The following is a 26,823-nucleotide window of genomic DNA, read 5'->3' as shown; positions in this document are numbered from 1 at the left end:
AGGTTTTGATCGGAATCGCCTCGTTTCGAATGGAATCTTGCGGTTGAGCGCTGCCCTAAGATAGATCAATATTGTCCTGCTAACGGTTCACGATCGTCCGTTTTTTTGTCAGGAGGGTTCAAGCATAATTATGATAAGCAAAATTCGAAATGCGCAAGGGGGAGTATAGATGAACCGCAAAAAAACAGCTCAGTTAGGCCAGCAGATCGTATTTGTCGGTCCGGCCGTCCTGGTCTTCGTCCTCATTATTCTGATTCCATTCGTGTCGGGTCTGTATTATTCCTTTACGAGCTGGAACGGCGTATCCGGCGAGGTGAGCTGGATTGGCCTGGATAATTACAAGCATATCTTCATGCAGGATTCAGCATTCCGGGACTCCTTCTGGTTCACGACCCGATTTACAATTATAGGCGTCGTTCTGACCAATGTGCTGGGCTTCGCGCTGGCTTACTTTCTGATTAAGCCGCTCAAGTCGCGGAACATGCTCCGTACCGTGTTTTTTATGCCGAATGTGATAGGCGGCTTGCTGCTCGGGTTTATCTGGCAATTCATCTTTGTCAAAGGGTTCTCGGCGGTGGGCGAGCTGACGGGCATCGCCTTCTTCAACCAGCCGTGGCTCGGTACGGAGGGAACGGCGTTCTGGGCAATTGTTATCGTATTCGTATGGCAGACGGCCGGGTATCTGATGGTCATCTACATCTCATCCCTGAACAATGTTCCGAAGGATATTCTGGAGGCAGCCGAGATTGATGGGGCCAGCAGGTGGCAAACCTTGTACACGATTATCATCCCGCTGATTATGCCTGCGGCTACGGTCTGTCTGTTCCTGGCGCTATCATGGTCGTTCAAGATGTTTGATCTGAACCTCTCGCTCACTAGAGGCGGGCCGTTCGGCTCGACGGAATCCGTGGCGATGAATATTTACAATGAGGCTTTCTCCAATAATCGCTATGGTCTTGGCACGGCCAAAGCCATCATCTTCTTCATCATAGTAGCGATCATTACGAGCATTCAAGTCAAATTCACCAAGAGCAAGGAGGTCGAAGCGTAATGGAAGCCGCCTATAAAAAGAAGGGGGGCATCGCCGCCGTCGAGCTGGTCATGATTGCGGTCGGTCTTCTCTTCCTGATTCCGTTCTACTTTCTGTTCGTGAATTCCGTCAAGAGCTTCAGCGAGCTGCTGACGGATGCCGCAAGCTGGCCGTCATATTTCCAATGGAATAACTATGCCCGCGCGTTCGAGATGACGAATTTCCCGGTGGCGTTTCGGAATTCATTCGTCATCACCGTCGTGAGCAACGTCTTGCTCGTTCTCCTCAGTTCTATGGCGGCATACCGGATGGTGCGCAGCAGTACGCTGTTTAATCGCATGCTCTTCCTGATCTTCGTCGCAGCTATGGTCGTGCCGTTCCAGTCCATCATGATTCCGCTGGTGAAAATAACCGGCATGGCCGGATTAATGAACAGCATCCCGGGACTTATCATTTGTTATCTCGGCTTCGGTGTGCCGATGTCGGTCTTCTTGTTCCATGGCTTCATCAAGTCGATTCCGATGGAGATCGAGGAAGCGGCCACCGTGGACGGCTCCAATACTTACGGTGTTTTCATCCGAATTGTGCTTCCGCTGCTAAAGCCGATGCTGGTGACAGTCTTCATTCTGAATGCGCTGTGGATATGGAACGACTATCTGCTGCCTTCGCTGATCCTGCAAACGCCGGAGCTTCGTACGATTCCGATTGCGACTTTTGCGTTTTTCGGTCAATATACGAAGCAGTGGGACCTGGCTTTGCCAGCTTTAGTTATGGGGATTATACCGATCATCGTATTTTTTCTGGCGATGCAAAAATACATTATCGAGGGCATTACGGCAGGCGCGGTGAAGGGATAGCATAGGTCAATTTTGTCTACTACTTTGATCAATATCAGGTCTACTCTCAGGTTGGGGCAATCTCTACAATGAGGATGTAAACCAGTTGAAGCGTTTTCATAAAGCTTGTACGTAAAAAAGGGAGGAACGACTAATGAAGAAGAATACAAAGCTCACACTCATACTGCTGCTTGCCATGATGGTACTGCTTGCAGCTTGCGGCGGAACAAGCAACAAGCCGAATACCGGCAGCGGCGGAAGCGGCGGAGGAGAGACAAAGACGCTGAAAATTTTCCAATTCAAAGTGGAGATTGCAGAGGCGCTTAATCGCTTGAAGGCGGAATACGAGAAGGAGCATCCCGGCATTAAGCTCGATATTCAGACCGTGGGCGGCGGAGCGGATTATGGCGCGGCTCTGAAGGCGAAATTTGCATCCGGCGAAGAACCTGATATTTTCAACAACGGCGGTTACCGCGATCTGGAGACTTGGCTTGGCAATCTGGAGGATCTATCCGATCAGCCATGGGTAGCGGATACGATTGAGGTTGCGAAGGAGCCGATGACCAAAGACGGCAAAATCTACGGCCAACCGATGAATCTGGAAGGGTACGGCTTCCTGTACAACAAGGATTTGTTCGAGAAGGCAGGCATTACCGAGGTGCCGAAGACACTGAGCCAGCTGGAGGAAGCGGCGAAGAAGCTGGAAGCGTCCGGCGTCACTCCATTCGCTAATGGCTATCAGGAGCTGTGGGTGCTGGGCAACCATGCGCTGAATGTGGCATTCGCCCATCAAGAAGACCCGAATGGCTTCGTGCAAGGCCTGAATGACGGAACGGCGAGCATCGCGGGCAATCCGGTATTCGAGCAATGGATCAAGCTGCTGGACCTGACGCTGAAGTACGGCAACAAAAATCCGCTAACGACAGACTACAATACGGAGATGACAATGTTCGCGAACGGCGAAGTCGCCATGACGCAGCAGGGGAACTGGACGCAGGTTCAGATCGACAGCATTAATCCGAATCTGAACATCGGGATTCTCCCGATGCCGATTAATGAAGACGCAGAAGCGAACGACAAGCTGTTCGTCGGCGTTCCGAACAACTGGGTGGTCAACAAAAACTCCCCTATGAAGGAAGAAGCGAAGGAGTTCCTGAATTGGCTCGTTACATCCGAGACGGGCAAGAATTATATTGCAAAAGAATTCAAGTTTATCCCGGCCTTCACCACGATCGAGGCGACAAGTGAAGATCTGGGCGATCTTGGAGCAGAGGTGGTGAAGTATAGCCAGGATGGCAAGTCGCTGAGCTGGAATTTCAACAAATTCCCGGATGGAGCGATGAATGAGTTTGGAAGCAAAATGCAGGCGTACATCGCGGGCAAATCCGATGCGGCGCGCTTGCTCGAAGACTTGCAGAAGTCATGGGATGGACTGAAAGCGAAGTGAGTGAATTCAAGGCCGTGACGCTTTAGTCCGCTCAATTGCCGAACATTTGCTGATTTGCTATAATCGGGATGGCCTAACAAGCACACGCATGAACGATACAACTTCAAGCGAATGCCCTTGCGGTATTCGCTTTTTTGTTGATGAATAGTGCACCGTCGAAAGGACATGTGAAAGCAATGAAAAAACGACTGATAGACATTTTGATGATCATGCTGGGCGCGTTTATTTTTGCGGTTGCGATCAATGTGTTTGTCATCCCGAACGATCTAGGCGAAGGCGGCGTTACCGGCCTGACGATTATCGCCTATTACCAATTCCAATGGTCACCCGGTCTGGTCAACCTGATCATCAACTCATTTCTGCTTATTGTGGGCTATAAATTTTTGGATAAAACGACAACGATCTATACGATTATCGCCGTCTTGTTCAACTCGCTGTTCCTGCATCTGACGGAGAGCTGGACGATTGGCACGCATGATCTCATGATCAATACAATCTTTGGCGGCGTTCTTGTAGGTGCCGGGATCGGCATTATTATCCGAGTAGGCGGCACGACAGCGGGAACGACGATTCTCGCCAGAATTATGAACAAATATTTGGACTGGAATATCAGCTACGCGCTCCTGTTCTTTGATCTGATTGTCGTGTTTGCGTCGTATTTCATCATCGGCATTCAAGGCATGCTGTTCACGATTGTGATGCTGTATGTCGGCACGAAGGTGATGGACTTTATTATTGAAGGCCTGAACTCGCAGAAGGCGGTTATGATTGTCTCCAATGAGCAGAAGCTGATTGCGGAGAGAGTCAACAAGGTGATGGACCGCGGAGTAACGGTATTTTACGGAAAAGGCAATTACACCAATACGCCGAAGGATATTCTGTATATCGTCATCACGAAGCCCGAGGTCAGTATGCTGAAGAAAATCGTGAAGTCGGTCGACAAAAATGCATTTATTACGATCCATGATGTGCGCAACGTATTTGGCGAAGGGTTCGTGGATATATCGAAATAGCATGTAGTAGCAATAGCCGATTGAATGAAAGACGGGGCTGTCCAGTAAGTTTGCTCGTTTGATGAGTTGGCTCGCATGATTACAAAAAGGAATGGCGGTGCGAGGGGGATTCCCCTTTCACCGCCATTTCTGGTTTTGATCTATCGTATGATGAAGGGACATCTCTCAGTCATTGATGGCTTTGGGATCGCCCTCTTGTCAGGCGAGGCTGATTCACGGATTCAAGTCGATTTTATCGACTTATTCAAGCCGGACGAGGGTACTACGGGCATTTAAGTCGCTTCTATCGACTTATACGGGACGATGGAGGCTGGTTCACGGAATTAAGTCAATTTTATCGACTTATTCAAGTCAGACGAGGGTACTACGGGCGTATAAGTCGCTTCTATCGACTTAATCCCAGCGAATGAGCTGACAATGGCCTGCAGTTCGTACGCAGTATAACAATAACAATATTTTTGACTCAAAAAGAGAGCTGTCCTAATGTCAGTTTAGACATTCGGGACAGCTCTGTCTTTATGCAGGGACCCAATGAGATCGCTCATTCCTCGCCGCGATGATGCATACGCATTCGGAGGTTGTCGGATACGATGTCCTTTGCCTTATGAACGGGCCAGCTCTTTGCGCACAATCGGCGCAACCTTCGTGCCGAGCAGCTCGATGGAGCGCAGCACTTCGCGATGCGGCATGGAGCCGATGTCTACATGGTGCAAGAAGCGGGTCAGGCCCAGGTTTTTATGAAGCAATACGATTTTCTCCGCTACATATTCCGGATCGCCGACATAGAGGGAGCCTCTTAGGCTGCGCGCGGAGTCGAATGCCTCGCGGTCATAATGCGGCCAGCCCCGCTCACGCCCGATCGTGTTCATTTGGGCCTGAGTATACGGGAAGAAGGTGTTCGCCGCTTCCTCGGTCGTATCGGCGATAAAACCGTGCGAATGCGTCGCAATCTGCAGCTTGCGCGGATCGTGTCCAGCCCTAATAGCGGCTTGCTTATACAGGTTCACCAGCGGGGCGAACCGCTCCGGCATGCCGCCGATAATGGCGAATACGACCGGCAAGCCAAGTGTACCGGCACGCACGGCCGATTCCGGGTTGCCGCCAGTTCCGATCCAGACTGGCAGCGGGTCCTGAACAGAGCGCGGATAGACGCCGCGATCTTTGATGGCAGGGCGGTGGCCTCCGCGCCATGTCACCTTCTCGGATTCACGCACGGCAAGCAGCAGCTCCAGCTTCTCCTCGAACAACTCATCATAATCGTCCAGGCTCTGGCCGAAGAGCGGGAAGGACTCGATGAACGAACCGCGTCCCGCCATAATTTCCGCGCGGCCATTCGAGATGCCGTCCAAGGTGGAGAAGGCTTGATACACGCGGACAGGATCATCCGACGACAAGACCGTTACGGCGCTGGAGAGTCGGATGTTCTTCGTGCGGGAAGCCGCTGCTGCCAGCAATACGGCAGGTGCGCTTGCGGCATAGTCGGCGCGGTGATGCTCGCCGACGGCATATACGTCAAGGCCGACTTGATCGGCCAGTACAATCTCTTCTACTCCATTGCGCAGCCGTTCGGCATGGCTGATAGCCTTGCCTGTAACGGGGTGCGGCGACGCTTCCATAAACGTACTGATTCCAATTTCCATGATATCGACGCCTCCTTTTGTTTGTATACATATTACTATAAAAATTAATGTAAATCAATTATAGTAAGTAAGTTAATGAATGAACAGTTCAATCCTACCTTATTGTGGCATAGAACCACCTGCTTTACACGGCCTTGTTGCATCAACTGGACAATTATTTCCTCTTCCATCGTCATCTATATCGAATCTACACAAGTCCAAGGTAGAATAGAGGCAGCTCTTTGCTTATTGGAGGATGGACATGAAAACAATCGCAGTGGTTGATGATGAACATAAAATACGCGACGTGCTCGTATCTTATTTGGCTCAGGGAGGATTCCGCTGTGTTGAAGCCGGGACCGGGCGCGAGGCTTTGCGGATCGTCTCAGAGCAGTCGCCCGACCTGATTATCCTGGATCTGATGCTGCCGGATATGGACGGGGAATCCGTGTGCGAGGCGATACGCCGGATTCATTCCATCCCGATTCTGATGCTGACTGCGAAGGTATCGGAGAATAACCGAATCAGGGGTTTGTCGCTGGGGGCTGACGATTATGTCGTAAAGCCATTCGATCCTCGTGAGGTAGTGGCGCGCGTGCGCGCAATCTTGCGCCGTACCGACGATGGCCAACTGCTAGCTGACCGCTTGGTGTTCCATAGCGGCCATCTGGCGATCGATTCGCTGAAGCAAGAGGTGTATTGCGGCGGCGAAGCGGTGAGTCTGACACCGAATGAATACAAGCTGTTGCTTGCGCTGGCGAAGCATCCGCAGCGTCGGTTCACGCGCGAGGAACTGGTGGAGAAGGTGCTGGGTTATGAATTTGAAGGAGATATCCGTACGATCGATCAGCATGTGAAAAACATCCGTTCCAAAATCGAACCCGATCCCAAGTCGCCGATTTATATTGTCACGGTGTACGGAGCGGGATACCGGTTCGCGGGGGGAGAGCTATGAAGCAGAGGCTCCATCTTCGGCTGGCGTTTATTATAATCGCACTGGCGGCAGGTATTGTCGCGATTGCCACGGTCAGCATTGTAGCAGAGACGCATTACCACTTCACGATGTATCAAGAGCAGCATGAAGCGTCAGGGATGAATGGCGATGCAGGTGCGCTCGCCTATCATTTGGAGCAGGCGCTCATCCAGACGATAATTTGGACAGGCCTCGGATCCATTACACTGGCTGTTATTCTGGGCTTCTATGTCGCGCGGCGCATATCCGAGCCGCTTGTTCATATGAAGCGGATTGCGGAGAGAATGTCGAACGGGCAGTGGCATTCGCGAGTGCACGTGAAGGGCGAGGATGAGCTGGCGCAGCTTGGCTCTTCGCTGAACTCGCTTGCCGATCAGCTCCGCCAGCAGGAGCAGCTTCGGGTGACGATGACCGAGGATATCGCCCATGAACTGCGCACGCCGCTGGCTACATTGAAGAGCCATATGCGGGCAATGGAGGATGGTATTTGGGCTCCGACGCCAGAGCGCATCCATTCCTGCTATGAGGAGATCGAGCGGCTGACGCGTCTGGTTGCAGAGCTGGAGGATCTGAACCATGTGGAGTCTCCGGGATTCCAGCTGAATCTCAGCAAGTCCTCGCTGGATGAAGTCATTCAGCGCGCTGGCGATCTTGTGCAGGCGGCCTTCAGGGAGAAGGGCGCAGTTCTTAGTTGCCACACAGATCCGGGGCTTCAACTGGACATGGACCCGAATCGGATGATGCAAATTCTGGCGAACCTGCTGAGCAATGCGCTAAAGTATATCCCGGAAGGAGGCCGTGTCCATATAGAAGCCGCCGATGAGGGAGAGAACGTACGCTTGCTGGTGCGGGATACAGGAAGCGGCATCCCGCCAGAGGAACTGCCGTTTATTTTCGAACGGTTCTATCGTACGGAGAAGTCGCGCAATCGCCGGACAGGGGGCAGCGGCCTGGGACTGACCATCGTCAAGCAACTGGTTACGGCGCATGGCGGGACGGTGTATGCAGAGAGCGATGGTAATGGCACGACGATTCATACCCGGCTGCCGAAGGGTTAATGGACATCTACACAGGATCTTCAAAACCTCCCCTTATACTGATCTTGCCCGGCGCTTGTCCCCGAAGTAAAGGATATCCAAAGCAGGGAGACAACACGCACGGAGTCCAGTTGCAGGATACAGGAGGTTTGGAATGTTCAAACATACATGGAAAGCGGGCATCGTATCCGCAGCGCTTCTATTAACGCTCACGGGATGCTTCGGTTCGGACAAGCCTGCCGCGAATACCGAAGTCAGCGGAATGGCGGGAGGCCCATCGGCACCATGGATTGCTTCCAAAAATACAACAAGAATCAATACGGCCCAGCCTGCGGAAGCGGCGGCTATCGTATCGCAGACGCTATGGATGGCCACAGAGGACAGTAATCGGCCGGGAGGCGTGATTATTACTGATCCCAAGGACTGGCAGACGGCTCTGGTCAGTGCGAATCTTATCCACCATCCCAATGATGGTCCCGTCTTATTCGCCAATAAGGATAGCCTGCCAGACGTGACGCTGCAGGAGCTGAAGCGTCTCCGTCCCAAAGGCGTGGACAGCAACGACGGTATCCAAGTGATGCTGGTCGGCAATCTGGGCGAGAACGTTGAGGTTCAAGTTAAGGCGCTTGGCTACAAAACGGATCGAATCGAAGGAGCGAGTGCTCCCGCCATTGCTAAGGCAGTGGATGCCTACTATGCCGGGTTGACGAAGGATATCCCGCAGTCCGTCATTGTGGGCTCGATGGATAGCGCTGAATATACGATGCCGGCTATCAATTGGATTGCTCATATGCCAGAGCCGCTGCTGTACGTTCAGAAAGACCAGATCCCGCAGGAGACGATTGATGCATTGAGCACGCGCGGCGGACAAGCGAACATCTATATTCTGGGGCCGGAAGCAGCCGTATCGGCCAAAGTCGAAGAGCAGCTGAGCCAATACGGGAAGGTCATCCGCATTGCTGGAGACGATCCTTATGAGAATGCGGTAGCGTTCGCAAAGTATAATGACCCGGAGACAGGCTTCGGCTGGGGCATCGACTCGCCGGGCCATAACTTCTCATTCGTAGCAAAGGCTTCGCCGGAGCTCGCCCTTGCGGCTGCTCCATTCTCGCATCTGGGCAAGCACGCACCGCTGCTATGGACGGATAAGAAGGGGATGCCGGACTCCGTCATGGCTTATGTCATGTCCCTCCAGCCGAAGTACAAGGACTCTCCGGTCGAAGGCCCTTTCAACCATGCTTGGCTGACAGGTTCGGCGAACGCTCTGTCCGAAGCGGCGCAAGGCGAGATTGACGCCATGCTGGAGATTGTATCGGAGTCGGGCGCGGGACATGGCGCTCACGGAGGCGGACAATCGGCAGAGGAAGAGCAGTCCTCGACTGGCGAGCAAGAGAGTAACGGCGGGGGCGGAGGCTCCCATCATTAATCCGGCAAAGAAGCCTTTATTCCGCGGTATTCGCGGAATAAAGGCTTCTCTTGGTTCGGATGACGCGAATAGCGCCATTAATGAGTGCATAGTGACCCATTTCCGGCCGTTCACCGACGGTTTATGCAGGAGCAACGGCTTTATTTTTCTTCTTTTTTCCAACAAGCTCATTCTCCCCGACACTGCCGCTGCCGCCGCCAACGGCGTGCTGCTGCTTGGTGCGCGGGCTGTCAATTGCGGAGTTGGTTCCGGCCGCACTGTAGCTGCCGGCGGCCCCTGCCACTTGGGTTGCGGATGCAAGCTCTTGGCCCTGAGGCAGTCTGACCACTTGCTCATTAATGAGAATGACGACTTCCTTCTCTTGATGATGCTTGCGTGAACGATCTTTGTCCTTATGCTTGCCTCCCTTCTTCAATCCTTTGTTCTTCGCTATGCCGCCTGCGCCGACGCTTTGCTGCTGGAACGTATCCGGAGAATTGATCGCTCCGTTATTGCCTGCAGTACCGCTTCGGCCTGCGCCATTCGCGATCTGGGTCGTGTTCGGCGCGTTGGTGAACTGCCCATTGTAGACAAAGATAACGCGGTCTACACCCTTTAGCGGAGTTTTGGAGATATACTCCTTTCGTCCTTTGCGAAGCATAATCACTAGCTCGTCCTTTCGTTTGCCCACAGCCTCATCCCTCTCTGGAATCCGTTATGATCCATCTTATGTAAGGTGGAAGGGAGAGGCGTGGACAAGCGCGGCTTCTAGCAAAAATAAGGAGTAAGACCGGGGGTCTACATGCGTGCAGGAGCCGGAAGACCAAGCGTATCCAGCGCCTCGCCCATGGCTTGCTGGAACAAGGAGACGAGCCACAGACGGTATGTCTTTGTATCCTCGTCGGCCTTCAGAATCGGACAAGCCGCATAGAAGTTATTGAACAGGGAAGCCAGCTCATAAGCGTAATTGCAGATGATTGTTGGAGATAGCTCGCGGGCGGCCGCATGGAGCGTATCCTCCCAAGCGGCCATATGGCGGATCAAAGCCAGCTCCGCTTTCTCCTTAGGTGCGGCTTCTGCTGGTATGGCAATACTGTTTGTGCCGTTCTCTGCCGTCTTCGCCATGATATTCGCCGCGCGGGCGTACGCATACATCAAGTAAACGCCGGTATTGCCGGTTACCTCAGTCGCTTGTTGAAGGTCGAATACTACTTCCGTCGACAAGGCGAAGCGCAGGAGATAATAACGGATCGCCGCCGCTCCGATGATGCGGCTGGACAGTCCGCTTGCGTCCGAACGCTTCTCGTCAATGACGCCTTCCATCCGGTCAAGCAGATCGGCGATCTTAATGCCCACGCCTTGTCTGCCGGACATGGCATAGGAGGATTTGCCGGACGACACATCAATGCCAAGCTCCTCCGCTGCGGCTGGGCTCAGCGACACGACCCCGTAGCTCACATGGCGCAGCTTATCTGCTTGCTCGGTATAGCTCAGCACCTCTAGCGCCTGCTTCACCATCGCCTGCGGATATTCCTGTCTGTAGTCGATGACGTTAATGACGGTATCGGCCTTGCCGTATGCAGAAGACGAGGCGCCTCCATGATGCGTCGACCATAGACCGTCTGAGAACGGCTGGTAGGAGAAGTCTTTGTCCAGCAGTCCGAACTTCCATAGGTGGTAGGCGATATCCTTGGCGGTATAGGTCAGAATGCCGTTGGACCGCACTAACACCTTATCCATCTGATGCTGATCGGCCTCTTCTGCTTCTGTCGCTTTCTCACTCGCATCGTTTGTGGATTGTCTCAGCACCCAGCAGCCTTCCAGCTTGCCGGACTTCTCCTGCACGAAAGAGGATGTGTCCCTCAGCAGCTCGAATGCCGCCTGCCAGAATCCTTCTCTTACGATCTGGCTTTCCCATACGAGCAGATCATAATGAATGCCGAATGCCTTCATCTCTTCCAGATGCTCGCGCACGATGCGCTCCGCGACGAGCAATCCAATCCAGGATAGGCCGTTATCCCCCTCCTCTAGCGCATGCAGCACATTCGTCCGTTCGCTGAGCTTGACGGGATTCGCCGCATACTCTCGATTGACCCCGGAGTAAATGTCCCAGCAGAAGTCGCCGAAGCGGGCGTGGTTCCTGTTCAGCGGTACATGCAGCAGTCCGACTACGGTATCAGCAAGCTGATTGCCCAGATCATCGATGTAATTGTGCACCTCAACCTCGCGGCCTGTTTTCTTCAAAATGCGGGCCAGCGTATCGCCGATACAGGAATTGCGCAGATGGCCGATATGCGCGGATTTATTCGGGTTGATGGAGGTGTGCTCGATAATCGCTTTGCCGCCAGTCGAAGCTGGCGAAGGAAACTCGCGGCGGGCCCAGACGTTCCAGTCGATGTGCACGTTCAAAAAGCCGGGCGCCGCAACTTCGATCAGACGGGCCAGAGCGGCGAACTCGGAATCGCTCTCCAGCTTGTTCTTCAGCAGTCCTGCGATATGCAAGGGGGACTTGCGCAGTGTTTTGGCCAGCTGCATGGCTATATTCGTCGAGTAGTCCCCGTGCTCCAGATGTACAGGCTGCTCTACAGTGATCTTCAGCACTTCCGGTCGCTCTGCGCCAAGTTCCTCATGCAATTCCAGCACAGACTGGGCTATGCGTGTTCTCATCCATTCGATTAACATCCTAGCATCCTCCTTTGTCTAATAAAAAAACGCCCTCGTCTCTTGGAAAAGAGACGAAGGCGCATGCATTCGCGGTACCACTCTTGTTGCTGAACGGAACGTTCAGCCACTCTAACGGATAACGGCCGCAGCCGAGACTTCCTACTCTGAAGGTTCAGAAGCCTATCTCATGGGTCCGCTTCGCTGCTGCATCCGTACCGGCTCTCACTCTCCCGGCTCGCTTGAACTTCCGCTGGCAGTTACTCTCCCAATCGTGGATTGTTCGATATGTTTACCAATTATAACGATTCGGCAGCAAAACGCAAGCCCTTTATGAATGACGCAATATAGCTTCGGCCACAGAAGGGAACCAGCGATTCAGCCATTTCAACAGTTTGACCTTGCCGATGGCGATCTCCAGTCGATTACGCCGGAAATCGCGAAAAAATTGTTCGGCAAGCCGTTCCGGCGATAGTTTGCCGCGCCCTCTGCCCCGGGTCATGGCGGTGTCCACAATCGGCGGTATGATTTCAAATACCTGTACAGGTGATCCCCTAAGCTGATCGCGCAGCGACTTGGTGAAAATATGCAGTGCAGCCTTTGTGCCGCAGTAGACCGGAGCCGATTTTTTGGGGACGATGCCGAGTCCTGAGGATACGTTAATGATGGCTGATTTCGGCTGGCGGGCCAGCAGCGGAAGCAGCTCGGCGATCAGCAGAATGGGAGTGGTCAGATTGATTCCGATCTCTTCCTCGATCAAGTCGGCTTCAACGCCATTTATAAAGTCGTAATTATACTGAATGCCCGCATTGTTAATGAGAATATTCAATGTCGGATGTCGCTCATACAACGCTGCGACCAGCTCTTGTATGGCATCTTTTCTGCGAAGGTCGCATGCATGCGTGGAGATGGTTGGATACCTTTCCTTTAATGCATGCAGCTTCTGCTTGTTTTGCCCCACGACGATAACTTTATTGCCGTGCTGAATGAATTGCTCGGTTAACGCTAATCCGATACCCGAGGCACCGCCTGTAATAAGAACGGTATGTCCGTTTGCTTGCATCATCACCATTCCTCCTTACGTCCCACTATAAAACGGAGGAGAATAAGGCGCATTAACCCAGGTTTATGCGTCTTCGAATTCGGCTGAGCGCTACAGGTGTAATCCCAAGATAAGAGGCGATGTGGTATTGCGGAATCTCGCTTTCAAGATGCCCGTATTGCGATAAAAACAGGCGGTAGCGCTCTTCGGCGGTCAAGAGAAGCAGCTCGCGCTCTCTTGTTTCTTTCTTCACGAACAGCTGCTCGGCGACGATCCTGCCGAACCGCTCCCATCCTGGATGACGTTCATAAGAGGCGGCTAATTGCTCGTAGCGGAAGACGAGAATTTGGCTTTCTTGCAGAGATTGAATCGATAAGTACGAAGGGATGCGCTGAAGCAGCGCTCCATATGGCGCAATGAATTCATGACGCGAGCAAAAGCTTTTATTATACTCATCGCCACCCGGTGTCTCATAAAAAATCCGAAATAGCCCGTCGATGCATATGCCGATTGAATCTGAAGTCTCACCTGATCGTACCCAGTACTCCCCTTTTGCCAAGAATGTAAGAGCCGCTGTGCGGCCTAAGGTCAGCCATTCCTCTATGGGCAGAGAAGGAGGGATTTTGAGTGAGGCATAAAGCGATCTTAATTGGACTTCCATAGACACATCTCCTTAACCTGTGACATAGCTCAGCTTCTAGTTAATTCTGCATGCGATGCAGCAGGTCCTGTAGCCTGCCAAGTGCATTTCTCAGGACATTCGCCAATAGCACCTTCCACCAGAAATGACTGGTAAACGAATACTATAATGGAATTAATTCCATAGTCCTAACTATGGCATCCGACCACTTCTAAATGGACTAAAAAACAAATTGACAAAATCTTAAAATTTCCTTAATATTAGGACACAATCGTTCTTAATTGAGAACATTGAATCATTCGCAGATCGCTTCCGTACTCATTCATGCAGGATGATACCACCCGTCAGAAGGAGGTGTTAGGCCTTGGAGAAGAAGGAATGGAAAGTACCGCAATTGGAAGTGCTGAATGTGAGCATGACGATGAAGAAGAAACCGCATAAGCCCGGCAAAGGATCAGGTTCCGGCTCCGGTTCCAATCCGGGATCCGATCCCAGCATTGGCTTTGGCAGCTAGTAAGCGCATACATACTCGTGAGAAAGGCCCTTATTCCATATTAGCTGGGATGAGGGCTTATTACGTTAATAGGAGGTCCTGCAGATGACGACAGTTGCCCTGACTTATCGATATTCGGCCTTTGGCCTGCGCTTCAGAAGCGACATACCGCCAGCTGAGGCGCATGATTTGGATAACGACTTGGAGAGTCCCTCGGATGTAGCTGTAACCTACGGCCAGTTGGAGGAGCTATGGTTGGAGCTGGCGGGGGAGGATGAGGCTTATGTGGTTCAAGAGAATTTTGTAATGTTCCTGATCGAGAACACAGCCCATTATCTTGTCCGCGATGGCAATAAGATTGTCGTCTCGCCAATCGGGAATCCAACGATCGAGAAGCTGCGGCTGTTCTTGGATGGCTACGCGGTATCCGCTCTATTGTTGCAGAGAAGGGTGCTGCCCTTGCACGGAAGCGCGATTGCTATACAGGGCAAGGCTTATGCATTCGTAGGGCAATCTGGCGCAGGCAAGTCAACGCTGACGCGGGCCTTTCTGGAGCGCGGCTACGGCTTTCTGACGGATGATGTCATTCCGGTCTCGATTCCGGAGGGCGGCGCAGCGCCTGTGGTTATGCCGGCTCTGCCGGAGCAGAAGCTGTGGCAGGAGTGCCTGCCTCACTTTGATCTGAATAGAAGCAGCCTGCCCACGATCTATACACGCGAGGTGCAGCGCGGAGATACTGTGGCGAGGCGCATGAAATATGCGGTAGCGGTCGAACGGCTTCAGCGCGAAGCCTTGCCGCTCGGCGGCGTTTTCGAATTGGTGAAGGAGCCTTGCAGGAACGAGCGTGTATCGCTTCATCCCATTCAGAAGGCGGAGAAGTTTCAAGCTTTGCTGCAGCACACTTTCCATCGGGCCATTATTCCACCGCTTGGTTTGCTGAAGTGGCATTTTGGAGCCATAACCACTCTTGTGAGGGAAATTCCGGCATACAGGCTGAAACGCACACCTTCGTTTTTTACCGCCCATGAGTTAGTGGATTTAATCGTAAGCCATATAGAGGAGGAGCAGGGCTATGATCGCGGCATTAACATTGGACAGTCTCGTTAGACAGTCAGAGGACCATCTGGCATCAGATGTGGACGGGGAGAAAGTGCTGCTCCATACCGGCACCTACGCTTATTACAATCTGGGAGATATCGGCGGCGATATTTGGTCCCGGCTGGAAGGCTCAGCGACAGTCCGGCAAGTGGTGGAAGCGCTCATGTTCGATTATGCGGTTGAGCGTCCCGAGTGCGAGCGCAGGGTGCTGGATTTCATGGAGCAGCTCCACCGGGAAGGGCTGATTCAGGTTGTGGCGTAAGGATGCTTGGGCCGGGCGCCTCGACAAGGGAGGCAAGCCGCGATGAGAGCGATCGCTTATTTTATGAAGGATATGCTTCGTTTTGCCGGGAGACGGCTCGTGTTCAATTTCGCTGGCATGCTCGTGATCGGCATGATGCAATCGGCAGGCATCCTGCTGATCATTCCGCTGCTCGGCATCACAGGCCTCATCGAGCTGAAAGCAGATGACTATGGCTACTTGGCAGGCTTGCTGGAATGGTTCAAGCGTATGCCATTCATGCAAAGTTTGGCTGCTATCTTGGCTCTGTATGTGCTTATCATCGTAGGACAAAGCTTCATCGGGCGGCATCAAGCGATTGTAGACAAGAGCATTCAGCAGGGCTATCTTCGCAAGCTTCGCGAGGATACGTACGGCAATCTGCTGCGGGCCGACTGGGCGTTCTATCTGCGCAACCGCAACGCCGATTTGGTGAAAATGCTGACAATTGAGATTGCTCAAGTTAAAAAAGGTATCGGGCTATCGCTGGACTTCATCTCGGCGCTCCTTTTCGCAGTTGTAAAAATTGGATTGGCAGTAGCGCTTTCACCTGCCATTACGCTCGCAGTGCTGCTGAGCGGCGGTCTTCTGCTGCTGTTCTCCAGGTATTTCACCCGCAAGGCCAAGCAATTCGGCCAAGATAATCTAGAGTTGTCCAGAATCTATCAAGCAGGCGTCACCGACCATCTTGGCGGCATGAAGGATATTAAGAGCAACACGCTGGAGCGGGCGCATGTCCACTGGATGAACGTCCTGCTTCGCAAGGTTGAGCATAATGCAGTGGCTTATACGAAGATGAAAACAAACTCTCAATTCATATATAGCGCTGTGTCGGCGATCCTGCTGGCGGTATTCGTCTATGTGCTGGTTAGCTTGTTTCATTCGCAGCCAGCCCAGCTGCTGCTTATTATCGTCATTTTCTCCCGGCTGTGGCCGGTTGTTGCGGGGATGCAGTCCAGTCTGGAGAGTGTGGCTGCGCTTGTCCCGTCGCTGGAAGCGCTGATCAAGCTGCAGCGGGAGTGCGCAGAATCGCAGGAGCTGAGAAGCGGGAGCCTTGCGGGCGGCAGCGCGCTGGAGTTGCGGTATGGACTGGAGCTGCGCGGGGTCAGCTTCCGCTACCGGGAGGATGGCGAGTGTCCGTATGCGCTGAGCAACATCCATGTGCATATCCCGGCCGGGAAAATGACGGCAATTGCCGGACCCTCAGGCGCGGGCAAGAGCACTCTCGTCGATATGCTTCTAGGATTGCATAAGCCAGAGAGCGGTGAAGTGCTGGTCGACGGTGAACCGCTCGGCGAGCATAATCTGCTGCCGCTTAGGCGTTCGGTCAGCTATGTGTCGCAAGACCCCTTCCTGTTCCACGCTTCACTGCGCGACAACCTGATGCTGATGAACGAAAGCGCGACGGAAGCGGAGTTGTGGGAAGCGCTGGAGCTGGCGGCGGCGGGCGACTTGGCCCGAGGGCTCCCCGAAGGTCTGGACACGATAATTGGCGATCGAGGCGTCCGCTTGTCTGGGGGTGAACGGCAGCGAATCGTGCTGGCGCGGGCGTTATTGCGCAGGCCCGCTATTCTCATATTGGACGAGGCGACGAGCTCGCTGGATACCGTGACGGAGAGGCGCGTGAAGGAGACGCTGGACGGTCTGAAGGGCACGATGACCATCATAGTAATCGCACACCGGCTGTCTACGATTCAGCATGCGGAGCAAGTCATTGTTCTTGATCATGGAGAAATTGTACAGCGCGGCGATTATGACGAGTTGGCAGGCGACGGGAAAAGGTTATTTGGCAGGCTGGTTGGACATTCGACCGGCTGAGAAGGACGTTAGTCGATTAGAACTAGATGATCCCCCATATGGGGGATTTTTTACTTAATAGAAAAAAAGTAGTATTTAGTTGATAGACGCGAAAACGGTCGAAATAGTAAAATTGGCATAGATGAACGAGGGGGTAGCAGTCATGGATATCAGCTTTTCCGTATGTGCTACCGAGATGTATCAGGCCAAGTACCTGGATTTTATGTTGAAGCATTATGACGATCTTGGCATGCCTTATCCGTTCAAAGTTTCTTTTGGCTTTATCGCAAGTCCCGTTCTGATGGAGAAGGAAGCGATTCTATGCCTGAATGAGGAGAACGAGGTAGTTGGAGCGCTTGGCTATATTCATGGTACAGGCGAGAAGCAGTACCAGGATGGGCATGTCGTACAAATTCAGGCTGTCTATCTGGGTATGGCCTATAGAGGAACAAGGCTGTTCCTGCAAGGACTGCAGTTTCTCCTCCATCATCTGAAGCATCAACCCGTCAGTGTAACAGAGCTGGTGTTTTGGACAGGGCAGGAGCCTTCCATCAACCGCCTGGCGGCCAAGTTCGCCAGACTGGAGTCGGTGACCGAGTCGGAATTCGGCAGGCTGTCGGCCTATAGGGCTGGGGTGCCTGATTTGGAGGCCTACTTGCAAAAGTTTCGGCCTATGGAGCTCGCTTAAGCCAGTAAAGATTCAGGAGGATCACAAATGATTCGTGCGGACACCAAGCTGTGTGAGCGTGATTCCGATTATGCCCGGTTTGCGCGCTTTTTTATTGCGAACAGCCGGCAGTTTAGCCGCAATTATGCGATTGATTCGGCGGCGGCTCATATTCTAATGACTTTGCCAACTAGCCGTATTTTGATGTATGAGAATGAATCGGGCGAATTGATCGGATCTGTTCAATACTATTATGAGGCGGATAGTTACACGGCATTTATCGATTCGGCCGTTCTGTTGAAAGAGTACCGCAGCAGCAGGATATTCTTCGAAGGATTACGAGATCTTGTCCGGTACGTATGCCGGGATTATCCCTCTGTGCGCCGCTTTCGCTTTCACGTTCAAGCCGAGAATCGGTACTTGAACCGGCTGTACAGCAAGTTTGCCGATCCGGCGGGAGAGAGAGAAGGCTACGGTGAGCCGGAGCTGATCTATGTTTCGGAGGTCAACAGGCTGAAGGCTTATTTGAGATTGGAGCAGGGCAGCTAGGCATTATTAATAAAGGAGGTGAAAACAATGTTTCCAACAACCGGATTTGGCACTAAGGAAATCAAGAAAGGAAGCGGTTTCGGCCGTATTGACGTCCTGAACGTTCTGAAAGTGAACGAGCAGCTCAGAACTTCCGCGGCTTCCAGCAAGTAAGACGCTTCTGGCCGGTTCGGCCAAGCCAATCAAGCAGGCCAGAGCATTTGTTGCGGAATGCTCTGGCCTGTTTTTTTGTGCTTATAGATCATGCCGGGGATGGTGTAGAGGCTGAAATCTCTTTGAGCAATTTTTGCACAATGGCCCCGAGACCGGCAGGGTCGCCCAGCATGGGCAAATGACCGGTTTGCAGCTCAATGACTCGATTAGCAGAGAGATTGCCCGCCATACGGTCCTGCAGCTGCGGAGTGAACTCCTGATCCTTCATGAGCTTGATGTAGTACTTCGGAATAGCTGGAATAGGCGCATCTGTCCGATCGAAGTATAAGCGTTTGGCTTCAGGAACGTAGCCGTCTACGACAGAGTCGGATTGAGCAGGGGACAGATCATTGCATGACCCGGAGCGAATGGCAGAGCCCGGAGGTTTTGTGCCAGCCAGTCTCATCAGGATTGTAAATATCATTCGTTTGAGTAGAGGCAGCGATGAGAGGAACGAACCTCCGCCGCGCGGAATAGCGGCACTGACCGCAATAAGCCCGACCACACGAACCTTCAAGTCCTCGGCCAGCCGCAGCGCAATTGCTCCCCCGATGGAATGGGCGACGATAATGAATCGACGTACCGGCCAGTCCTCAATTTGACGTATAGCCTCTGCGCAATAATCCAGAAAGGTGAGCTTGCAGCGCTCCTCGTCTTTGCCGCTTCTCATGGGCAAATCAATGAACAGACTAGGCGCATCTACATACTGTGAGGTCATCTGCCAGACCTCTCCCTTGAGTCCGGCCCCGTGAATAAATACAACCCCGATACGATCATTCATAGCATTCCTGTTATTAGCGTTCATAGTATCACCCTTTGGACTAGTTTTCTCTTTTTCCTATGTATTCATCCTAGCTCATAAACAAGACAAATACTGTCTTATTTATATGGTATGATCGGAATAAATAAGGGAGGGGGAAGCACATGCAGAAATCGCAGCGACTGATTCAGATGATCATGATGATTAACGCCAGGCGTTCGTTTACGGTACGAGAGCTTGCCGACGAGATTGGCCTGTCTACGCGGACGATTACGAGAGATTTGCAGGAACTGAGTGAGCTTGGCATTCCCGTCTATTCGGTTCAAGGACGGGGAGGCGGGTATAGACTGCTTCGGGAACGGCTGCTTCCGCCGATCAGCTTCACGGAAGGCGAGGCTACAGCGGTTTTTTTCGCCTGCCACTCCCTGCAGTTTCTAGGTTCGCTTCCCTTCGGAGAAGGAGCGGATTCTGCGCTGCATAAGTTTTATCATTATTTGCCCGCCGATATGAAAGAGAAGATCGATACGATGAGAGAGCGGGTTATGATTTGGAGTCCGTACCGGCCGATGTCGGAGCAGGTACTGCGAACGCTGCTGCTCAGCATCATGGAGCGAAGGATCGTTGCCATTCACTACCGGTCGGAGTCGGGGGAGTCGGTACGTGACATCCAGGTCATTGGGTTATATGCCAGCTCCGGCTATTGGTATTGTCCCGCTTACTGCATGCACCGCAAAGAGGTTAGGCAGTTCCGGGCGGATCGCATCGTATCGGCAGAATGGAACGAGAACGCGTCGTATGTGGAAGAGATTGCACAACTAACGCTGCAGGATAAACCGGATAAGAGCAGTCTTGCACAAGTTGAGCTTCAAGTGGCGTTGACAGCCAGAGGAGTATGGGAACTGGAGTCCAATTCTCGGTTTTCCCTGTTCATGGAGCGCTTTGAGGATGGCAGCGGCAAGGTGGTGATGCCGATCCCGCAGGAGGACATTCCTTTCTATGGGGACTTGTTATGGTCGCTAGGGGAGGAGGCTGTTATAGAAGGTCCAGAGGAAGCGGTAGCCTATATAAAAAGTAAGATACAGGCTATGCTGTCTCATTATGGTAAATAAGAGGAAAATGGTCCCTTTTTCAGAATACAATCTTTGTGGATGCGGATAAGCTGGAGGCGAATATCGCATTTATTGCCCAAGCGAATCTGTATGAATGGATTGACAATAATTACGGTGATAGGACATTCTTTATGGGACTCGCGTTCAAATTAGAGACAGGGATAGCAATTATAGATAATCATCACTTTCGGATGACAATGACGATGGGTTTATCCTTTAGTGGGTGCAAGGGTGTTACTGAATTGAAAACAGCAATCGGAAAATACGCCTTCTAATGAGGGCGTATTTCTTTTATCCAGCTATTATCTTGAACCTGCAAGGATATTACGCGCCACCGCGGTGTGTTTTCGATTTCGCCACTAATACCATATGACTCATACTAATCAATTTCGAGCATCGCCAGTTCGCTTGTACATCATTGACATGTACGTCTAGGTTTATAGCACCTCTCAAAACTTTTACAAGTCTTCGGGATCTATGTTTACCTTGTATACTTTTCGGTAGTCGGAGCATCCCTGTAAAAAGGTGCAGCAGTGCGTACAAAAAGTTCAAGTACGCACAAAACTACTTATATTGAAGCATGAGGTGGTCAAATGAAATGCTCATGCGGGCGGTTCATTACGCAGAATGCAAAAGCTTTAGCAACTATTTATGAGACTGAAGGCGGCAGGTGCATTCACTGTTTATCTAAGACTCTCAATGTGAGCTATCAAGAATTAGTAGATAGGTATATGGGAATCTACGAGTGCCGTCCATGTGCTCAGGATAAGAAGAAAGCGGAGATTAGAAGAAAGCTACTAGGGTTAGGGGGATAAAAGTGGATGATAGAGCCATCGAATTTGCCAAGAGAAACGAATACAATACTCGGATTCTTCTTAATGGGGATTACATCGATGGGGTAACTAAACTCAGTAAAGGGTCGACGTGAAATGGATTCGTTAATCAAGTGTATCAAGTGTAGATTCAGGTACGTGACTGACAAGGCAAAGGAAAACTATGAAGCTGAAGGGCTTGGGGAAGAGCCATTGCTTTGTCTGCACTGTCTCGGGGAGATTACAGGAAAAGTAATGAATCGTTATGGGTACTTAGTTCTTCCTGAAGAATTAGAGAGTTCAAATCAACGTATGCAAGTACTGCCAAAGACGCTGACGGGATGTAGACCGTGTATGAAGAAGAGAGGTTTAGTGGAATGAAAAGTGAACGAATCTACTTGAGAACAACACCTGAACATAAGGAGTATCTGCAAGAGGTGGCTGATAATCATTTTGAAGGTAATATGTCAGCAGTATTCGAGTTCATGATTGAAAGACTTGAGATGATCATTTCCAAGGTGAAAGGAAAGCGAGAGAACGCACACATGGTAAACGAACTTCTGTCGGGAGGACTGAAGTAATGGAGACTAATATCGGACGATTGGTCGTTTATGTGGGCGCTATGGGAAGCGGCAAGACCAAGAAGTTGATTGACCTTTACGATGAGATGGTTTCGGACGGCATTAGGGTGGCGATTTTCAAACCATTTCTAGCCTGTGAGGGAGGAAACAATGAATTTGTACAAGCAAGGGATGGCAGAAAAGCCCCTGCAATCGCTGTGGATTATCTGTATGAAATATCATCTATATCAGATTCGGAACGATTACAAGCCATTATGGTGGACGAGGCGCAGTTCTTTGATGAAGAAGAGTACGGGTTCCAGATATTAGAGGGACTGGCTATGGGCGGTCTGGAAGTGTATGTGTTCGGTCTTGATGTAGACTCTGAAAATCATACTTTCGGGCATATGGGGGACATTCTTGCACATGCAGATGAAGTCAATAAACTTCGCGCCACTTGCGTCAAGTGTGGAGAGGAAGCCCGCATTAGTAAGTATGTCGGTGAAAGCAAAGGAGAGGGAGTTCAGGTGGGAGGGGTAGATGACTACACCCCACAATGCCGCTCTTGTTACCACGGATGGAAAGAACGACTGGAACAGGCTCGCAATAAGGTTGAAATTACTATAAGACGCAATGACTTCTTCTTTGTCTGTAGTGTAGAAGCCGACCGTTTACTTGAGATGGGATACGAAGTCGAGTCAATTAAAGATAGACTGCAATCGATGGATGAGGTTATCACATTTTTAGCAGAACTAAAGAAAGTAGGATGATTACATACCAAAGGACTAGCTAATGCCTAGTATCAGGGGAGCGTTAAGACATAGATGTAGTAACGACAGAATCCTGAAGTGTAAAATGTACACTTTAGGATTTTTGCATTAAAAAGGGTGGTTCTAAAGTGTAAAAATTACAATACAGAAATTCCTGAAGTGTAAATTTTACACTCAATAAAGAAATAAAAGATTAAAAGATAAAAGATTATAGATAAATACAAATAATAAAACATAGGCAATGGGTAGTGAGAGTGCTCCCCTGGTAAATATGTGGTAGTGCTTGGCGTTCCCCTACGGGTCACGCTGTTGTTTACGGGGAAGATGTTCGTGTATCTGTTGGTTTGGAAGGATTATGGCAAGTACTCTCATATCCTTGGGCTTATGGATGACGTTCAGGCGGGCGACATCGTTGAAAAGCAACGCTGTAATATCAACGCCGAGAAAGGCGAGGGCCTCGAGAACTCCATTGTTTATGCAGGACAGTAAAAACGAGCATTCATCCAGAAAGGCAGAAATAACCAAGTCTAGCATTAGTTCTACTAATTACGATTCTAGTGTTAAGTCGGGTGATTCATCGCTCTATAATGTAGACAATCTGAAAAACCTTCCAAGAAACGCACATGTCACTTGTTACTTGTCAAAAGCTAATCTGTAAGTCTTTACGAATATCAAATAGCGTGGGGACTTTAAACGTGTTAGGTAACCAGAAGTCGCGTGAACACTATATGGAAGACTCCAAGGCACACTTTATCGAGACTGAAGAGTGGTACGGACAGACGTCAAATTGACCGTAAGGTGGGTAGGGACTAATCCCGCCCACCATTTTTTTACTCTAATAAACCAATGAGGGGAGAATTTCAACATGGCTAGAAAAAGATTGACCGCGGCTGAGAAGGCTGCACTGGAAGCAGAAAAGCTTGCTAAGAAAGCGCCAGATGTAAGTAATGAGACTGAGCAGTTGATAGAAAAAGTCCCTGCGAAAGACAAGAAAGTAAAAGTAGAAGAAGTGAATGGAGAAGTAGTAGCAGAGTTTACTCAGCAACTTTCCATTTTTAATCAGTTCATCTACAACGCAAAGGAAGAAGACAGTACCTTAATTGTCGAGAATTTAGGTTATGGTGATATTTACGTCAGCGACAAACCTGATATTAGGATAGGTGACGAGGAGCAAAGACTGCTGTTTAAGGAACAGAAGGCTTTCAAAGCTAAGAAATTGTTCCTGACTTCTGCAAGCCAACCAGTGGCATCCATTATTGAAATCAAGTAGGGCGGGGTGAGATCCCCCCATATGGTGGTTATGCAAGCAAGTCGTGACATAAGGAAGTGATGCTGTGGGTAGATACGTAAAGTTTGACCAAGATGGTTACATGAAGACTGTACGCAGGGCTATCATGGATGAGCTGCAGTACCTAGAACCATACATCGAGAATTCTCTACGTACTCGATTAGGGGCTGTGCAGTGGCGCTCTGTTGACGCTAAATATAAAACTGCCGCACTTCATTCAATCAAAGCCGTGGCACTAGATAGAGCAAGGAACTTTATCATGAGCATCGGGGGTGGCGGCAAGGATCAACAAAACCAATCACAAAGTCAACATTATGCATGGGACGGCTGGAACATGGCTCGTAAAGGTAGGGACATTTTCCAAAGGCCTAACGGAAACATGTTAAAAATAAACGAGCCTCGGAAGCTACCAGACCAGGGTTTCGGAAGAGAAATTGAACTGTCTCAATGGTTTGCATATGGGTTAAATGACGCTTTATCCATGTTTGACGAAGCAGTACGTAGGGCGGTTAAAAGTGTGCCTATAGCGACTTATATTGATATCGAACGAATTACGAAGAGGATGTGATGAGTATGGGGAAGATAAACATTTCCGATGTGTACGCCTATATCCACACAACACTTCGACACGACCCTAGAATTCTCGAATTACTAGGCGTGGCGGCTGACGCAACTCTGGAAGACTTGGCAACAAGGATTCAGAAGAGGAAGAAGCCGCAGGACGTAGTTCAGCACAACTTGCCCCTGATATCTTTCTACAAAAAACCTGGAGTACGTGGTGAGAACTACCTTGAATACAGGTTCATAGTAGACTTTGATATCTACACGCAAGATGACGTAGAAGTGGCTATTCACATAGCCGACCGAATTGCCCAACTCTTCGATGATAAGTTCATGTCGGGGATAAAGGGTGGAAGTGTGTTCAAGGGTCAGTATACCACAAGTGCTGAAGATGATACGGACCTTGCGAACACCTACAAGTATTTCACCCAAATAGGTTTCACTATTGGGATAGATGAATAAGGGAGGATACCTGAATGAAGGTTACCAAGAACAAGAAAATGCTGATTAAAGGTGCAGGTAAGTTTATGGCGAAAATCCCGAATTGTGATGACCTTATCACAATCGGTACGCTGAACAACATGCGTCTGGATATTCAGCTAGACATGCAAGACATTGAGGGTGGCGACTCCAGTGTCGCTCTTGACACTTTGCTCCGCAAAAAAACGATCGACATTACTGCAGAATCTGCCAAATTCGACCTGAACATGGTTCGTCTAGTACTCGGCTCGAAGCTTCGTGAAGGAGTTTCTGGTTCTGCGTACAGCATGGTAACGGAGACCATTGTAGTTCCTACTAACTCTCCGTACCAAGGCAAGCTGACTCAGAAGGCTCTTTCCACTCCTGCGCCGAAGGCATACGAAGGCAAAGTTGGCGGAACAGATTTGAGCACTGATGTAACGGTCACTGGTGATGATGTAGTGTTTGATATGGCACTGGCTGGCAAGACGGTTGTCATCGTTTACGCAGTATCTCTGGCGGGCGTAACACAAGACCCTGACGGTTTCGTGTGGGTACTTGAAGAGAAGCACACAGTCAAGGAAGTAGGTTCAGAGTTTACTGTTGACCTCGTGTACGGTACTTCTTTGAACGTAGACCCTCAGATTTCCGTCCGTACCCTGAAGGGGAACAAGCTCCTGAAGAAAACTACTGGCTCTGCCCCAACAGAAGAGCAGTACGTAGTAAATGGCGGCACTCTTAAGTTCAATTCCGCACTGAAGGACGTGGACATTTATGTCAACTACAAACGTAACGAAGTTGTCGATATCCTAGATATCACTACGAAAGACGTTCCGTTGACTGTACACGTTGTACATGATGGTCAGTTTGAACAAAAAGACGGCACAATTCAAGGTTACCAAACGGAGTTGTACCAATGCCGTGTGAAATCCAACTTCACCCTTGACGCACAACGTCAACAAGCATCCACTCACAGCGTGACGCTAACTGTAATCGATCCTGAGCGTACGGACGGTAAGCTTGGTTCTATCAAGCGTTACGAGACAGGTTCTACTTTGGCAGATTGCTAATAACCAGACTCCCTTCGGGGAGTCTTTTTACATTCCTTTTGTTAGATGTATCTGCTGACTACTTAGAATGTTCTGTGAGGTGACTGCAAGGACACCCCCACCTTGTGGTCATTCTTGCTTCATGACTACTTGGGGGATAAAACAAAGGGGGCTATTAAGATGAGTGAAAGAGACTTGGTTATTCCAAAAGCCGATGGCGTTGCAGAAGAGGTAGTCCGTCAAGTAGACGAGCAATCTCCAAAAGCGGCTGAGGAAGACAAAAAAGTATTGACGCAAGAGGATGCCGACATTCGTGAAAAAGTCTTCTTTGAGGAAGATGAGAAGGTTCGACTTCGTGACGGCAAGACCTATTACATTCCACCGCTTGGTCTCATGGACGCGCGTAAGCTGATGAAGAAGCTGAATACGATTGATTCTGGTGTAATCATCGCAAACTTAATCCCTGAAGACGAGGGCGAAGAAGATAGATTCGACGAACTACTGGACGTTCTGCTTATGGCGTTCAAGCCTTACTACTCGCACATGACTGTCGAGCACCTTGGGGAGTACGTTGACCTTGAGACTGCCAAGAGCATCATCGACAGCATGATTGGTCTAAACGGATTAAAAAAGTCCATGTAACCACTGAAAAAGAGGAAGAGGATTACGACAATAA

At 50.6% G+C, this 26,823-nt stretch carries 30 protein-coding genes and 1 other annotated feature; of the genes, 24 read left to right on the top strand and 6 right to left on the bottom strand.

All coding sequences use genetic code 11. The annotated features are described in order from the left end of the window. Positions 1-169 precede the first annotated feature (169 nt). The 5 genes from AC0YNW_RS27755 to AC0YNW_RS27735 all read left to right on the top strand — a co-directional run bounded on the left by AC0YNW_RS27755 (position 170) and on the right by AC0YNW_RS27735 (position 4,602). Positions 170-1,051 (top strand): carbohydrate ABC transporter permease, encoded by an 882-nt coding sequence (locus AC0YNW_RS27755; protein WP_475834630.1) that lies wholly within the window; start codon positions 170-172, stop codon positions 1,049-1,051. Further along, positions 1,051-1,887 (top strand): carbohydrate ABC transporter permease, encoded by an 837-nt coding sequence (locus tag AC0YNW_RS27750; protein WP_475834629.1) that lies wholly within the window; start codon positions 1,051-1,053, stop codon positions 1,885-1,887. Before AC0YNW_RS27755 ends, AC0YNW_RS27750 begins: the two co-directional genes overlap by 1 nt. A gap of 133 nt (positions 1,888-2,020) precedes the next feature. After that, positions 2,021-3,313, top strand: a complete 1,293-nt coding sequence (locus AC0YNW_RS27745) for an ABC transporter substrate-binding protein (protein ID WP_475834628.1) — start codon at positions 2,021-2,023, stop codon at positions 3,311-3,313. Between the two features lie 176 nt (positions 3,314-3,489). Beyond that, the gene (locus AC0YNW_RS27740; protein ID WP_387477401.1) at positions 3,490-4,326 is read left to right on the top strand and encodes a YitT family protein; all 837 of its coding nucleotides are present in this window, start codon (positions 3,490-3,492) and stop codon (positions 4,324-4,326) included. Positions 4,327-4,401: 75 nt separating this feature from the next. After that, positions 4,402-4,602: a hypothetical protein gene (locus AC0YNW_RS27735; protein ID WP_475834627.1), complete on the top strand. Its 201-nt coding sequence runs from the start codon at positions 4,402-4,404 to the stop codon at positions 4,600-4,602. A 326-nt stretch (positions 4,603-4,928) separates the two neighbouring features. Here AC0YNW_RS27735 and AC0YNW_RS27730 read toward each other — a convergent pair whose 3' ends face one another. Further along, complete coding sequence (locus AC0YNW_RS27730) at positions 4,929-5,966, bottom strand: LLM class flavin-dependent oxidoreductase (RefSeq protein WP_387477406.1); 1,038 nt, start codon at positions 5,964-5,966, stop codon at positions 4,929-4,931. A gap of 241 nt (positions 5,967-6,207) precedes the next feature. On the opposite strand from AC0YNW_RS27730, the gene AC0YNW_RS27725 reads away from it, so the two are divergent. The 3 genes from AC0YNW_RS27725 to AC0YNW_RS27715 all read left to right on the top strand — a co-directional run bounded on the left by AC0YNW_RS27725 (position 6,208) and on the right by AC0YNW_RS27715 (position 9,381). After that, positions 6,208-6,900 carry a response regulator transcription factor gene (locus AC0YNW_RS27725; protein WP_387477408.1) on the top strand — a complete coding sequence of 231 codons (693 nt, stop codon included), beginning with the start codon at positions 6,208-6,210 and terminating at the stop codon, positions 6,898-6,900. After that, on the top strand, positions 6,897-7,976 hold the full coding sequence (locus tag AC0YNW_RS27720; RefSeq protein WP_475834626.1) for a sensor histidine kinase: 1,080 nt from the start codon (positions 6,897-6,899) through the stop codon (positions 7,974-7,976). Before AC0YNW_RS27725 ends, AC0YNW_RS27720 begins: the two co-directional genes overlap by 4 nt. A 133-nt stretch (positions 7,977-8,109) precedes the next feature. Next, positions 8,110-9,381: a cell wall-binding repeat-containing protein gene (locus AC0YNW_RS27715; protein WP_475834625.1), complete on the top strand. Its 1,272-nt coding sequence runs from the start codon at positions 8,110-8,112 to the stop codon at positions 9,379-9,381. Between the two features lie 121 nt (positions 9,382-9,502). Here AC0YNW_RS27715 and AC0YNW_RS27710 read toward each other — a convergent pair whose 3' ends face one another. The 4 genes from AC0YNW_RS27710 to AC0YNW_RS27695 all read right to left on the bottom strand — a co-directional run bounded on the left by AC0YNW_RS27710 (position 9,503) and on the right by AC0YNW_RS27695 (position 13,724). Next, positions 9,503-10,051 carry a hypothetical protein gene (locus AC0YNW_RS27710; protein ID WP_475834624.1) on the bottom strand — a complete coding sequence of 183 codons (549 nt, stop codon included), beginning with the start codon at positions 10,049-10,051 and terminating at the stop codon, positions 9,503-9,505. Between the two features lie 107 nt (positions 10,052-10,158). Beyond that, positions 10,159-12,042, bottom strand: a complete 1,884-nt coding sequence (locus tag AC0YNW_RS27705) for an arginine--tRNA ligase (protein WP_475834623.1) — start codon at positions 12,040-12,042, stop codon at positions 10,159-10,161. A gap of 46 nt (positions 12,043-12,088) precedes the next feature. Further along, positions 12,089-12,306: a binding site (T-box leader), on the bottom strand. A gap of 46 nt (positions 12,307-12,352) precedes the next feature. Then, entirely contained in the window at positions 12,353-13,087 is a 735-nt protein-coding gene (locus tag AC0YNW_RS27700; protein WP_475834622.1) for an SDR family oxidoreductase, read from the bottom strand. A 49-nt stretch (positions 13,088-13,136) separates the two neighbouring features. After that, a complete protein-coding gene (locus tag AC0YNW_RS27695) occupies positions 13,137-13,724 on the bottom strand; it encodes a Crp/Fnr family transcriptional regulator (protein ID WP_475834621.1) in 588 nt (195 codons plus the stop codon). Positions 13,725-14,067: 343 nt separating this feature from the next. Between AC0YNW_RS27695 and AC0YNW_RS27690 the strand changes: the two genes are divergently transcribed. The 7 genes from AC0YNW_RS27690 (at position 14,068) to AC0YNW_RS27660 (ending at position 18,740) form a co-directional block, all read left to right on the top strand. Then, positions 14,068-14,217, top strand: a complete 150-nt coding sequence (locus AC0YNW_RS27690; protein WP_182914402.1) for a paeninodin family lasso peptide — start codon at positions 14,068-14,070, stop codon at positions 14,215-14,217. An 84-nt stretch (positions 14,218-14,301) separates the two neighbouring features. After that, a complete protein-coding gene (locus AC0YNW_RS27685) occupies positions 14,302-15,303 on the top strand; it encodes a P-loop NTPase family protein (protein WP_475834620.1) in 1,002 nt (333 codons plus the stop codon). Beyond that, on the top strand, positions 15,269-15,556 hold the full coding sequence (locus tag AC0YNW_RS27680; protein ID WP_475834619.1) for a lasso peptide biosynthesis PqqD family chaperone: 288 nt from the start codon (positions 15,269-15,271) through the stop codon (positions 15,554-15,556). The genes AC0YNW_RS27685 and AC0YNW_RS27680 overlap by 35 nt, the downstream gene beginning before the upstream one ends. 42 nt (positions 15,557-15,598) lie before the next feature. Further along, a complete protein-coding gene (locus AC0YNW_RS27675; protein ID WP_475834618.1) occupies positions 15,599-17,392 on the top strand; it encodes an ABC transporter ATP-binding protein in 1,794 nt (597 codons plus the stop codon). A 142-nt stretch (positions 17,393-17,534) separates the two neighbouring features. Beyond that, positions 17,535-18,059 carry a hypothetical protein gene (locus AC0YNW_RS27670; protein WP_475834617.1) on the top strand — a complete coding sequence of 175 codons (525 nt, stop codon included), beginning with the start codon at positions 17,535-17,537 and terminating at the stop codon, positions 18,057-18,059. A 27-nt stretch (positions 18,060-18,086) separates the two neighbouring features. Then, positions 18,087-18,587, top strand: coding sequence for a GNAT family N-acetyltransferase (locus AC0YNW_RS27665; protein ID WP_475834616.1), 501 nt, complete (start codon positions 18,087-18,089; stop codon positions 18,585-18,587). A 27-nt stretch (positions 18,588-18,614) separates the two neighbouring features. Then, the gene (locus tag AC0YNW_RS27660) at positions 18,615-18,740 is read left to right on the top strand and encodes a hypothetical protein (RefSeq protein ID WP_475834615.1); all 126 of its coding nucleotides are present in this window, start codon (positions 18,615-18,617) and stop codon (positions 18,738-18,740) included. 88 nt (positions 18,741-18,828) lie between these two features. Here the strand turns inward: AC0YNW_RS27660 and AC0YNW_RS27655 are convergent, their stop codons facing one another. Beyond that, positions 18,829-19,560, bottom strand: coding sequence for an alpha/beta fold hydrolase (locus AC0YNW_RS27655; RefSeq protein WP_475834614.1), 732 nt, complete (start codon positions 19,558-19,560; stop codon positions 18,829-18,831). Positions 19,561-19,703: 143 nt separating this feature from the next. On the opposite strand from AC0YNW_RS27655, the gene AC0YNW_RS27650 reads away from it, so the two are divergent. The 9 genes from AC0YNW_RS27650 to AC0YNW_RS27610 all read left to right on the top strand — a co-directional run bounded on the left by AC0YNW_RS27650 (position 19,704) and on the right by AC0YNW_RS27610 (position 26,789). Then, on the top strand, positions 19,704-20,648 hold the full coding sequence (locus AC0YNW_RS27650) for a helix-turn-helix transcriptional regulator (RefSeq protein ID WP_475834613.1): 945 nt from the start codon (positions 19,704-19,706) through the stop codon (positions 20,646-20,648). A gap of 1,189 nt (positions 20,649-21,837) precedes the next feature. Continuing rightward, on the top strand, positions 21,838-22,041 hold the full coding sequence (locus tag AC0YNW_RS27645) for a hypothetical protein (protein ID WP_387477440.1): 204 nt from the start codon (positions 21,838-21,840) through the stop codon (positions 22,039-22,041). Further along, positions 22,041-22,790: a hypothetical protein gene (locus tag AC0YNW_RS27640; protein WP_475834612.1), complete on the top strand. Its 750-nt coding sequence runs from the start codon at positions 22,041-22,043 to the stop codon at positions 22,788-22,790. The genes AC0YNW_RS27645 and AC0YNW_RS27640 overlap by 1 nt, the downstream gene beginning before the upstream one ends. A 330-nt stretch (positions 22,791-23,120) precedes the next feature. Continuing rightward, the gene (locus tag AC0YNW_RS27635; protein ID WP_475834611.1) at positions 23,121-23,279 is read left to right on the top strand and encodes a hypothetical protein; all 159 of its coding nucleotides are present in this window, start codon (positions 23,121-23,123) and stop codon (positions 23,277-23,279) included. A gap of 376 nt (positions 23,280-23,655) precedes the next feature. After that, positions 23,656-24,060: a hypothetical protein gene (locus AC0YNW_RS27630; RefSeq protein ID WP_475834610.1), complete on the top strand. Its 405-nt coding sequence runs from the start codon at positions 23,656-23,658 to the stop codon at positions 24,058-24,060. Between the two features lie 124 nt (positions 24,061-24,184). Continuing rightward, positions 24,185-24,646, top strand: a complete 462-nt coding sequence (locus AC0YNW_RS27625) for a hypothetical protein (protein WP_475834609.1) — start codon at positions 24,185-24,187, stop codon at positions 24,644-24,646. Positions 24,647-24,651: 5 nt separating this feature from the next. Next, the gene (locus AC0YNW_RS27620; protein ID WP_475834608.1) at positions 24,652-25,101 is read left to right on the top strand and encodes a hypothetical protein; all 450 of its coding nucleotides are present in this window, start codon (positions 24,652-24,654) and stop codon (positions 25,099-25,101) included. 14 nt (positions 25,102-25,115) lie between these two features. Next, the gene (locus tag AC0YNW_RS27615) at positions 25,116-26,168 is read left to right on the top strand and encodes a hypothetical protein (RefSeq protein WP_475834607.1); all 1,053 of its coding nucleotides are present in this window, start codon (positions 25,116-25,118) and stop codon (positions 26,166-26,168) included. A gap of 159 nt (positions 26,169-26,327) precedes the next feature. Further along, positions 26,328-26,789, top strand: a complete 462-nt coding sequence (locus AC0YNW_RS27610) for a DNA polymerase III subunit gamma/tau (RefSeq protein WP_475834606.1) — start codon at positions 26,328-26,330, stop codon at positions 26,787-26,789. Positions 26,790-26,823: the final 34 nt, after the last annotated feature.

This window comes from Paenibacillus sp. J31R120 (assembly GCF_056269225.1).
Note: the sequence above shows the minus strand (reverse complement) of the source record. Positions and strands in the feature narration are given on the sequence as shown.

Bases quoted from the DNA above. Each gene is read 5' to 3' on its own strand.
- AC0YNW_RS27650 (WP_475834613.1), top strand. From the start codon at position 19,704: ATGCAGAAATCGCAGCGACTGATTCAGATGATCATGATGATTAACGCC.
- AC0YNW_RS27625 (WP_475834609.1), top strand. From the start codon at position 24,185: ATGGATGAGCTGCAGTACCTAGAACCATACATCGAGAATTCTCTACGT.
- AC0YNW_RS27660 (WP_475834615.1), top strand. From the start codon at position 18,615: ATGTTTCCAACAACCGGATTTGGCACTAAGGAAATCAAGAAAGGAAGC.
- AC0YNW_RS27630 (WP_475834610.1), top strand. From the start codon at position 23,656: ATGGCTAGAAAAAGATTGACCGCGGCTGAGAAGGCTGCACTGGAAGCA.
- AC0YNW_RS27750 (WP_475834629.1), top strand. From the start codon at position 1,051: ATGGAAGCCGCCTATAAAAAGAAGGGGGGCATCGCCGCCGTCGAGCTG.
- AC0YNW_RS27695 (WP_475834621.1), bottom strand. From the start codon at position 13,724: ATGGAAGTCCAATTAAGATCGCTTTATGCCTCACTCAAAATCCCTCCT.
- AC0YNW_RS27655 (WP_475834614.1), bottom strand. From the start codon at position 19,560: ATGAATGATCGTATCGGGGTTGTATTTATTCACGGGGCCGGACTCAAG.
- AC0YNW_RS27715 (WP_475834625.1), top strand. From the start codon at position 8,110: ATGTTCAAACATACATGGAAAGCGGGCATCGTATCCGCAGCGCTTCTA.
- AC0YNW_RS27745 (WP_475834628.1), top strand. From the start codon at position 2,021: ATGAAGAAGAATACAAAGCTCACACTCATACTGCTGCTTGCCATGATG.
- AC0YNW_RS27685 (WP_475834620.1), top strand. From the start codon at position 14,302: ATGACGACAGTTGCCCTGACTTATCGATATTCGGCCTTTGGCCTGCGC.
- AC0YNW_RS27735 (WP_475834627.1), top strand. From the start codon at position 4,402: ATGATTACAAAAAGGAATGGCGGTGCGAGGGGGATTCCCCTTTCACCG.
- AC0YNW_RS27670 (WP_475834617.1), top strand. From the start codon at position 17,535: ATGGATATCAGCTTTTCCGTATGTGCTACCGAGATGTATCAGGCCAAG.
- AC0YNW_RS27730 (WP_387477406.1), bottom strand. From the start codon at position 5,966: ATGGAAATTGGAATCAGTACGTTTATGGAAGCGTCGCCGCACCCCGTT.
- AC0YNW_RS27675 (WP_475834618.1), top strand. From the start codon at position 15,599: ATGAGAGCGATCGCTTATTTTATGAAGGATATGCTTCGTTTTGCCGGG.
- AC0YNW_RS27700 (WP_475834622.1), bottom strand. From the start codon at position 13,087: ATGATGCAAGCAAACGGACATACCGTTCTTATTACAGGCGGTGCCTCG.
- AC0YNW_RS27740 (WP_387477401.1), top strand. From the start codon at position 3,490: ATGAAAAAACGACTGATAGACATTTTGATGATCATGCTGGGCGCGTTT.
- AC0YNW_RS27705 (WP_475834623.1), bottom strand. From the start codon at position 12,042: ATGTTAATCGAATGGATGAGAACACGCATAGCCCAGTCTGTGCTGGAA.
- AC0YNW_RS27645 (WP_387477440.1), top strand. From the start codon at position 21,838: ATGAAAAGTGAACGAATCTACTTGAGAACAACACCTGAACATAAGGAG.
- AC0YNW_RS27725 (WP_387477408.1), top strand. From the start codon at position 6,208: ATGAAAACAATCGCAGTGGTTGATGATGAACATAAAATACGCGACGTG.
- AC0YNW_RS27615 (WP_475834607.1), top strand. From the start codon at position 25,116: ATGAAGGTTACCAAGAACAAGAAAATGCTGATTAAAGGTGCAGGTAAG.
- AC0YNW_RS27680 (WP_475834619.1), top strand. From the start codon at position 15,269: ATGATCGCGGCATTAACATTGGACAGTCTCGTTAGACAGTCAGAGGAC.
- AC0YNW_RS27665 (WP_475834616.1), top strand. From the start codon at position 18,087: ATGATTCGTGCGGACACCAAGCTGTGTGAGCGTGATTCCGATTATGCC.
- AC0YNW_RS27620 (WP_475834608.1), top strand. From the start codon at position 24,652: ATGGGGAAGATAAACATTTCCGATGTGTACGCCTATATCCACACAACA.
- AC0YNW_RS27610 (WP_475834606.1), top strand. From the start codon at position 26,328: ATGAGTGAAAGAGACTTGGTTATTCCAAAAGCCGATGGCGTTGCAGAA.
- AC0YNW_RS27640 (WP_475834612.1), top strand. From the start codon at position 22,041: ATGGAGACTAATATCGGACGATTGGTCGTTTATGTGGGCGCTATGGGA.
- AC0YNW_RS27720 (WP_475834626.1), top strand. From the start codon at position 6,897: ATGAAGCAGAGGCTCCATCTTCGGCTGGCGTTTATTATAATCGCACTG.
- AC0YNW_RS27755 (WP_475834630.1), top strand. From the start codon at position 170: ATGAACCGCAAAAAAACAGCTCAGTTAGGCCAGCAGATCGTATTTGTC.